The organism is Streptomyces sp. NPDC044571 (genome assembly GCF_040647115.1).
In the GTDB taxonomy this organism is placed as follows: Bacteria; Actinomycetota; Actinomycetes; order Streptomycetales; family Streptomycetaceae; genus Streptomyces.
Genome location: NZ_JBEZBN010000014.1, coordinates 112,084 through 120,428, shown reverse-complemented (window position 1 = coordinate 120,428; position 8,345 = coordinate 112,084). Strand labels below are relative to the sequence as shown.

4 protein-coding genes are annotated in these 8,345 nt (G+C 68.9%); all 4 read right to left on the bottom strand.

Annotated features, from left to right (window positions below; all coding sequences use genetic code 11):
- Nucleotides 1-133: 133 nt before the first annotated feature.
- The 4 genes from AB0B01_RS10420 to metH all read right to left on the bottom strand — a co-directional run bounded on the left by AB0B01_RS10420 (nucleotide 134) and on the right by metH (nucleotide 8,216).
- The gene (locus AB0B01_RS10420) at nucleotides 134-1,717 is read right to left on the bottom strand and encodes an ABC transporter substrate-binding protein (protein WP_361715347.1); all 1,584 of its coding nucleotides are present in this window, start codon (nucleotides 1,715-1,717) and stop codon (nucleotides 134-136) included.
- Between the two features lie 89 nt (nucleotides 1,718-1,806).
- The gene (locus AB0B01_RS10415) at nucleotides 1,807-3,411 is read right to left on the bottom strand and encodes an ABC transporter substrate-binding protein (protein ID WP_361715344.1); all 1,605 of its coding nucleotides are present in this window, start codon (nucleotides 3,409-3,411) and stop codon (nucleotides 1,807-1,809) included.
- Between the two features lie 479 nt (nucleotides 3,412-3,890).
- Nucleotides 3,891-4,592: an HAD family phosphatase gene (locus tag AB0B01_RS10410; protein WP_361715341.1), complete on the bottom strand. Its 702-nt coding sequence runs from the start codon at nucleotides 4,590-4,592 to the stop codon at nucleotides 3,891-3,893.
- A 111-nt stretch (nucleotides 4,593-4,703) separates the two neighbouring features.
- Nucleotides 4,704-8,216: a methionine synthase gene (metH, locus tag AB0B01_RS10405; protein ID WP_361715338.1), complete on the bottom strand. Its 3,513-nt coding sequence runs from the start codon at nucleotides 8,214-8,216 to the stop codon at nucleotides 4,704-4,706.
- Nucleotides 8,217-8,345 lie beyond the last annotated feature (129 nt).

Genomic DNA, 8,345 nt, shown 5'->3' with positions numbered 1-8,345 from the left:
ACCCCCCCCCCCCATAAACCCCTCGCCCCCCCCCCCCCCCTCGGCCGCGGGGGCCCCGCGGCCGGGGCCCCCCCCCCCGGCCCCCCCCCCCCCCCCCCCCCCCCCCCCGGCCCGTTCCCGTACCGGGCTCGTCTCAGCCCTTGCTGATCTCCCAGAAGCGGAAGACGGTCGAGGCGTCCAGCGACCACTGGAGGCCCGTCACGTTCTGGCGGGTGACCGCGTACTGCTTGCTCTGCCACAGCGGCAGGATCGGGATCTCCTCGGCGACGATGTCCTGGAGGCGGCTGTAGTCGGTGCCGGCGGCGGTGCGGTCGGACTTCGCGGAGGTCGACGGGATGATGGTCCCGGTGATCTCCTTGTTGTCGTAGTTGTTGTGCAGGACGTTGTCCGGCCCGAAGAACGGCTGCGTGAAGTTGTCGGCGTCCGGGTAGTCGGGCACCCAGCCCTTCACGTAGACGCCGTACTTGCCGGCCTGGATGTCCTTCTCGTACTGCTCGAACTCGACGGACTTGACGTCGGCCTCGAAGAGCCCGCTGTCGTTGAGCTGCTTGGCGATGAGCTGGAACTCCTGGTCCGTGGACGGACCGTAGCGCGTGGGCGTGGAGTACAGGGTGATCTTCACCTTGTCCTTGATGCCCGCCGCGCGCAGGACGGCCTCGGCCTTCTTCGGCTGGGGGGTGCCGCCGTAGCGGTCGAAGAAGGGGGTGGTGTGCGAGCCGATGCCGGCGGGGACGATCGAGTACAGCGAGACGGCGGTGCCGTCGTAGACGTCCTTGACGAGGGCCTCGCGGTCCACGAGGTAGGCGATGGCCTTGCGGACGGGGAGCTTGCCGGCGACCGGGTCGTTCATGTTGAAGACCATGTGCTCGACTTCGGCGCCGGTGCCCTGGACGACCTCGACCTTGTTGTTGCCGGTCTTGGTGGAGGACAGGCTCGCGATGTCCTTGGCCGCCAGGCCGCGGAAGGCGAAGTCGACGTCGCCGCTTTCGAGGACCCGCTTGAGGGCTGCCTGGTCCTCGTTGAAGAACTTCAGGGTGACGCCGGTGTTCTTCGCCTTGGCCTTGCCGCTGTACGAGTCGTTGACGGAGAAGGAGGCGCTCTTCTCGTTGATCGAGTCCAGCTTGTAGACGCCGGAACCGATGGCCTTGCCGTCGGTGCGGAGCTTGTCGGCGGGGTACTCGGCGTGGTCGACGATGGAGCCGGCGGCCGATGCGATCTTGCTGGGGAAGGTCGCATCGGAGGACTTGAGGCGGAAGACCACCGTCTTGTCGTCGGGGGTGTCGATACCGGCGATCGACGACAGCACCACGGCCGGGCCGTTGGCGTCATTGATCTTCAGCGTGCGCTCGAAGGAGAACTTGACGTCCTTGGAGGTGAGGTCGTGGCCGTTGCTGAACTTCAGGCCGTCGCGCAGGGTGCACTTGTAGACCTTGCTGTCGCTGCCCTCGAAGTTGCAGGCCTGCGCGGCGTCGGGCTCCGGGGTGGTGCCGCCCTTGGGGAAGCTCAGCAGGGACTGGAAGACGTTGTTGAAGAGCAGCCAGGACCCCGGGTCGTAACCCGAAGCCGGGTCGGCGGAATTCACCTTGTTGGATATCCCCATGACCACGCCCTTGCCGCCGCCGGCGGTCGAGCCTTCGGTCGAACCGCAACCGCTGAGCAGCGCGGCGGCGGTGGCTGCGCCGAGCGGGGCCGCCAACCACTGGTTACGTCGTATCACGGGAACGTCCTTCACAGTCGAACTGTTTCGTTGCGCCGGCCTGCGACATCCGCCGCCGGGTGCTGCCGGTACTGCCGGTACTGCCTGGCTCAGCCGCTGACGCCCCGGCCGAGCTCCCACAGCTGGAGGTCGGAGATGGCGTTGACCGACCACTCCACTCCGGTGATCCCGTCGCGCGCGGCGACGTACTGCTTGCCCTGCCACAGGGGCAGGACGGGCACGTCCTCGGCGACGATGTCCTGCATCTCCGCGATCGCGGGGCCGGCGACGGTGCGGTCGACCGCCCGCCGGGAATCGGGGATGAGCTTGGTGCGCACCGCGCTGTTGGCGTACGGCGTGCCCAGGAAGTTGTCCTGCTCCAGGAACGGGGCGAGGAAGTTGTCGGCGTCCGGGTAGTCGGGGAACCAGCCGAGCCCGTAGGCGGCGTAGTCGCCCTTCTTCTGCGCGGGCCGGAACTGGCTCCATTCGGAGCCCTGGACGGTGATGTCGAACAGCTGGGTGGAGTTCAGCTGGTTCTTCAGGGTCTCGAACTCGGCGGCCGTGCCGTCGCCGTAGTGGTCCGTGGTGTAGTTCAGCGTCAGCTTGACGGGGGTCTTGATCCCGGCGTCCTTCAACAGGCTCGCGGCCTTGGCGGTGTTGCCGTCGCCGTACTTGTTGAAGAAGGAGTTGACGTGGCCGGTCACCGTGGTGGGGACCAGCGAGTACAGCGGCTGCGCGGCCTTCCCGTAGACCTTCGTGATGATGGCGTCGCGGTCGACGGCGGCGGCGAGGGCCTGGCGCACGGCCTTGTCCTTGACCGCGGGTGCCTCGGTGTTGAAGCCGAGGTAGCGGATCTCCAGGCCGGGCATGGGCACGAGCTTGACGCCCTTGGGCGCCTTGGCGGAGAACTCGCCGATCTGCGCCGGCGACAGGGTGCGGGAGACCATGTCGACGGAGCCGTGGGTGAGGGCCTTGCCCATGGCGGTCGAGTCGGCGAAGGTGCGCAGTTCGACCTTGTCGTTCTGCAGCTTGATGTCGCCCTTGTAGTTGGGGTTCTTGGTGAAGACGGCCCGCACGAGGTGGTCGTCCTTGACCTCGGCCTTCATCGTGTAGGGGCCGGAGCCGTCGACGGAGAAGCCCGCCCGGAGCTTCTTGGCGTCGTAGTTCTTCTCGCTGACGATGCCGGCCGCGGGCGTGGACAGCTTGTGCGGGAAGGTCGCGTCCGGGCTCTTCAGGTGGAAGACGACCGTGTCGGCGCTCTTGGCCTCGACGGTGTCGATGGTGGAGAGCAGCGAGGAGGGGCCGTTCTCGTCCTTGATGGCGAGGACCCGCTCGATGGAGAACTTGACGTCCTTGGCGGTGAGCGGGGCGCCGTCGGCGAACTTCAGGCCGGGGCGCAGGGTGCAGCGGTAGCTCTCGTTGCCGGTGTCGGTGAAGCGGCAGTCGGAGGCTGCTTCGGGGACGGGCTGGCCGCCGCCGCGGGGGGTGCGCATCAGCGTCTGGACGGTCTGCCGCAGGACGTTCCAGGCGCCGGCGTCGTAGGCGTAGGCCGGGTCGAACGGGGCGGGAGCGTAATCGGCGGCCTCGAACCGGTCGGTGGTCCCGACGACGATCGCTCCGGAGCCCGCTCCGCCACCGGTCGTGCTGCCGCAGGCGGTCAGCGCGGGGGTGAGCAGTCCGGCCGCGGCCGTCAGCACCAGGGTCTTGCGGTTCATGCTGGAAGTACTCCCTCGACCGGCACTTGTTCAAAGCGGCGTAGAGGGCACTTCGCGGCGGTCGCCCGTTCAGGGCGGAACGATCGGGCCGGTGTTGTGACGATCGGTCCACGCCGTCCCGGCACAGGGGTGTGCGCCGGGGCCGGCTGCGGTGCGGCGCAGTGCCCGCGTCGACATTAGTGGCCTGTGACGGGATGGCTTGAACTGGCAGGACTTGGGGTGTAATCGCACGGTGATGGGCGCGGACTGGCTGTCCATGTGAGGGACGCCGCAGATGCGGTCAGGAGCTGATCAATCCGGACACAAGGGAAGGCCTCCGAGCCCCCGGACAGGCGTGTCGGGGGCCAGACGCGTGACAAAGGTCACCCGGCGCCGGCGCCAGGGAATGGATGGAATTCCAGCCTCCGAACCAGGGAACGGAAGATCCTTCCGCGAGACGCGGTCCCGGCGGTGTTCCATTCGGTACGGAGCGTGTGCACTCAGTTCAGGGGAGTGATGAGGGAGCGCAGGAACGGCAGGTCCACCTCCTCCAGGGAGCGCACGACGGTACGCCCGGGGGCCGGAGGGATCAGGCCCACCGAGGGAACGGCCACGACCCGGCAGCCGGCGGCCTCCGCGGACGCCACGCCGGTGGCGGTGTCCTCGATGACGGCGCAGCGCGAGGGATGTGCGCCGAGAGTGCGGGCGGCCAGCAGGTACGGGTCGGGGTGCGGCTTGGTACGGAGCACCTCGTCCCCGGCCACCGTCAGGGTGAACCGGTCGGGGCCGAGGGCCTGGAGGACCCGGTCGATGACGCGTCGGTGCGAGGCGGACACCAGGGCGGTGGGCACGTTGTGCCGGGCCAGCTCGGCCAGCAGCCGTTCGGCACCCGGCATCATCGGCACCTGCTCGGCGATGCGTGCCTCGAAGCGCTCGTTGAGCAGCACGCTGAGCTCGCCGAGCGTGATGGCCGCGCCGGTGGCCTCGATGAGGAAGGCGGCGCTGCGGCTCATGGGGCCGCCGACGACCACGTCCCGCCAGGCCTCGTCGAGGGGGTGGCCGAGCTCGCCGAAGATGTCGACCTCGACGTCCCACCAGAAGCCCTCGGTGTCGACGAGGGTGCCGTCCATGTCCAGCAGCACCGCCTGCAGGGCATGCCCGTCGGCCGTGCGGGTGACGGACGCGGGAACGGTGCTGGTCATGCGGCACACCTCTTTCAGGGGACGAGAAGGCCGGTCGCCTCTCCCCATGGGCATCCCCCGGGAGACAGGCGACCGGCCTGTATGGGACCGACAAGTGTACGTCGGCCCGCGTCAGCGTGCGTTGAAATACTTCGCTTCGGGGTGGTGAATCACGATTGCGTCGGTGGACTGCTCCGGGTGGAGCTGGAACTCCTCGGAGAGGTGGACGCCGATCCGCTCGGGCCGGAGCAGGTCGGCGATCTTGGCGCGGTCCTCCAGGTCCGGGCAGGCGCCGTAGCCGAGCGAGAAGCGGGCGCCCCTGTACTTGAGGGCGAACATGTCCTCCACCTGGGCCGGGTCCTCTCCGCCGAAGCCGAGCTCGGCGCGGACGCGGGCGTGCCAGTACTCGGCCAGGGCCTCGGCGAGCTGGACGGACAGGCCGTGCAGCTCCAGGTACTCGCGGTAGGAGTCGGTCTCGAACAGCTTGGCGGTGGCCTCGCCGATCTTCGAGCCGACGGTGACGACCTGGAGGCCGACCACGTCGGTCTCGCCGGACTCCTCGGGGCGGAAGAAGTCCGCCAGGCACAGCCGGCGGCCGCGCCGCTGGCGCGGGAAGGTGAAGCGGGTCCGCTCGTTGCCCTGCTCGTCCAGGATGATCAGGTCGTCACCCTTGGACACGCAGGGGAAGTAGCCGTAGACCACGGCTGCTTCGAGCAGGTTCTCGGTGTGCAGCTTGTCCAGGAGTCCGCGCAGCCGCGGCCGGCCCTCGGTCTCGACGAGCTCCTCGTACGTGGCTCCGCCCGCGCGGGCCTGCTTGAGGCCCCACTGCCCCTTGAACAGGGCGCCCTCGTCCAGCCAGGAGGCGTAGTCCTTGAGCGGGATGCCCTTGACCACGCGGGTGTCCCAGAACGGCGGGGTCGGGACCGGGTTGTCGACGGCCACGTCGGAGCGGCCGCCCGGCTCCTCGGGCGCCTCCACCTGGAGCAGCGGCGTGTCCCGCTTGGCGACTCGGCGCTGCTTGAGCTCGGGCAGGGCGGCGCCCGGCACGCCGCGCTTGACGGCGATCAGGGCGTCCATGAGGCGCAGGCCTTCGAAGGCGTCGCGGGCGTAGCGGACCTCGCCCTCGTAGATCTCGTGGAGGTCCTGTTCGACGTAGGCGCGGGTCAGGGCGGCGCCGCCGAGGATGACCGGGAAGTCGGCCGCCAGCTTGCGCTGGTTGAGCTCCTCCAGGTTCTCCTTCATGATCACGGTCGACTTCACCAGCAGCCCGGACATGCCGATCACGTCCGCCTTGTGCTCCTGGGCGGCTTCGACGATCGCGGAGACGGGCTGCTTGATGCCGATGTTGACGACGTTGTAGCCGTTGTTCGTCAGGATGATGTCGACGAGGTTCTTGCCGATGTCGTGGACGTCGCCGCGGACGGTGGCCAGCACGATGGTGCCCTTGCCCTCGTCGTCGGTCTTCTCCATGTGCGGTTCGAGGTAGGCCACCGCCGACTTCATGACCTCGGCCGACTGCAGCACGAACGGCAGCTGCATCTGGCCGGAGCCGAACAGCTCACCGACGACCTTCATGCCCTCCAGGAGGGTGTCGTTGACGATGTCCAGGGCGGGCCTGGTCTGCAGGGCCTCGTCGAGGTCGGCCTCCAGGCCGTTCTTCTCGCCGTCGATGATGCGGCGCTTCAGCCGCTCCTCCAGCGGCAGCGCAAGGAGTTCCTCGGCGCGGCCGGCCTTGAGCGACTTGGTGTTGACGCCCTCGAAGAGGGCCATCAGCTTCTGCAGCGGGTCATAGCCCTCGGAGCGCCGGTCATAGATCAGGTCCAGGGCGGTGGCCACCTGCTCCTCGTCGAAGCGGGCGATCGGCAGGATCTTCGAGGCGTGCACGATCGCCGAGTCCAGACCCGCCTTGACGCACTCGTCCAGGAAGACCGAGTTCAGCAGGACCCGGGCGGCCGGGTTCAGACCGAAGGAGATGTTGGACAGACCCAGCGTGGTCTGCACCTCGGGGTGGCGGCGCTTGAGCTCGCGGATCGCCTCGATCGTGGCGATGCCGTCCCCCCGGGACTCCTCCTGACCGGTGCAGATCGTGAAGGTCAGCGTGTCGATGAGGATGTCCGACTCACGGATCCCCCAGTTCCCCGTCAGGTCCGCGATCAGCCGCTCCGCGATCGCGACCTTGTGCTCCGCGGTGCGGGCCTGGCCCTCCTCGTCGATGGTCAGCGCGATCAGGGCAGCGCCGTGCTCCTGCGCCAACCGGGTGACCTTCGCAAACCGCGACTCGGGCCCGTCACCGTCCTCGTAGTTGACCGAGTTGATGACCGCACGCCCGCCGAGCTTCTCCAGACCCGCCCGGATCACCTCGACCTCGGTGGAGTCCAACACGATCGGCAGGGTGGAGGCGGTCGCGAAGCGGCCGGCGAGCTCCTCCATGTCCGCCACACCATCACGGCCCACGTAGTCCACGCACAGGTCGAGCATGTGCGCGCCCTCGCGGATCTGGTCGCGGGCCATCTCCACACAGTCGTCCCAGCGGCCCTCCAGCATCGCCTCACGGAACTTCTTCGATCCGTTCGCGTTCGTCCGCTCACCGATCGCCATGTAGGCGGTGTCCTGCCGGAACGGCACCGTCTGATAGAGCGAGGCGGCACCCGGCTCGGGGCGCGGGTCCCGGACGGCCGGGCTCAGGCCCCGGACCCGCTCCACGACCTGGCGCAGGTGCTCGGGCGTGGTGCCGCAGCAGCCGCCCACCAGCGAGAGCCCGTACTCCCGCACGAAGGTCTCCTGGGCGTCGGCCAGCTCCGGCGCGGACAGCGGGTAGTGCGCGCCGTTCTTGCCCAGGACGGGCAGGCCCGCGTTGGGCATGCAGGACAGCGGGATCCGGGCGTTGCGGGCGAGGTAGCGCAGGTGCTCGCTCATCTCCGCCGGGCCGGTCGCGCAGTTCAGACCGATCATGTCGATGCCCAGCGGCTCCAACGCCGTCAGCGCCGCACCGATCTCCGAGCCCAGCAGCATCGTGCCGGTCGTCTCCACCGTCACCGAGCAGATCAGCGGCACCGAGACACCCAGCGCCTCCATCGCCCGCCGGGCACCGATGATCGACGACTTCGTCTGCAGCAGGTCCTGCGTGGTCTCCACCAGCAGCGCATCCGCACCACCCGCCAGCAGCCCCTCGGCGTTGACCTGGTAGGCATCCCGGATCGTCGCGTAGTCGATGTGACCCAGCGTCGGCAGCTTCGTGCCCGGACCCATCGAACCCAGCACCCACCGCTGCTGCCCCGTCGACACCGTGAACTCGTCCGCCACCTCACGCGCGATCCGCGCACCGGACTGCGACAGCTCGAAGTTGCGGTCGGAGATGTCGTACTCGGCCAACGCGGCGAAGTTCGCGCCGAACGTATTGGTCTCCACGCAGTCGACGCCGGCCGCGAAGTACTCCCGGTGCACGTTGGCCACGATGTCGGGGCGCGTCACGTTCAGGACCTCGTTGCAGCCCTCCAACTGCTGGAAGTCCTCCAGCGTGGGGTCCTGCGCCTGGAGCATCGTCCCCATCGCCCCGTCGGCCACGACCACTCGGGTGGCGAGCGCCTCTCGGAGGGCATCGGCCCGGGTCTGGGTGTCTGCGGGCGGGTTCGGCAACGAGGCCATGGTTGAGCTCCCTGGGATGCGACGGCTGTCGGCTTTGCACCCCCGCTGTGTCAAGGGTGCACGCGGTCAGGGTAACCGCGCGGCCCCGGCCCCGGTGGGGGCGTCCCACGTGGCGGACTGCATTCTGTG

Bases quoted from the DNA above. Each gene is read 5' to 3' on its own strand.
- AB0B01_RS10415 (WP_361715344.1), bottom strand. From the start codon at position 3,411: ATGAACCGCAAGACCCTGGTGCTGACGGCCGCGGCCGGACTGCTCACC.
- AB0B01_RS10410 (WP_361715341.1), bottom strand. From the start codon at position 4,592: ATGACCAGCACCGTTCCCGCGTCCGTCACCCGCACGGCCGACGGGCAT.
- metH (WP_361715338.1), bottom strand. From the start codon at position 8,216: ATGGCCTCGTTGCCGAACCCGCCCGCAGACACCCAGACCCGGGCCGAT.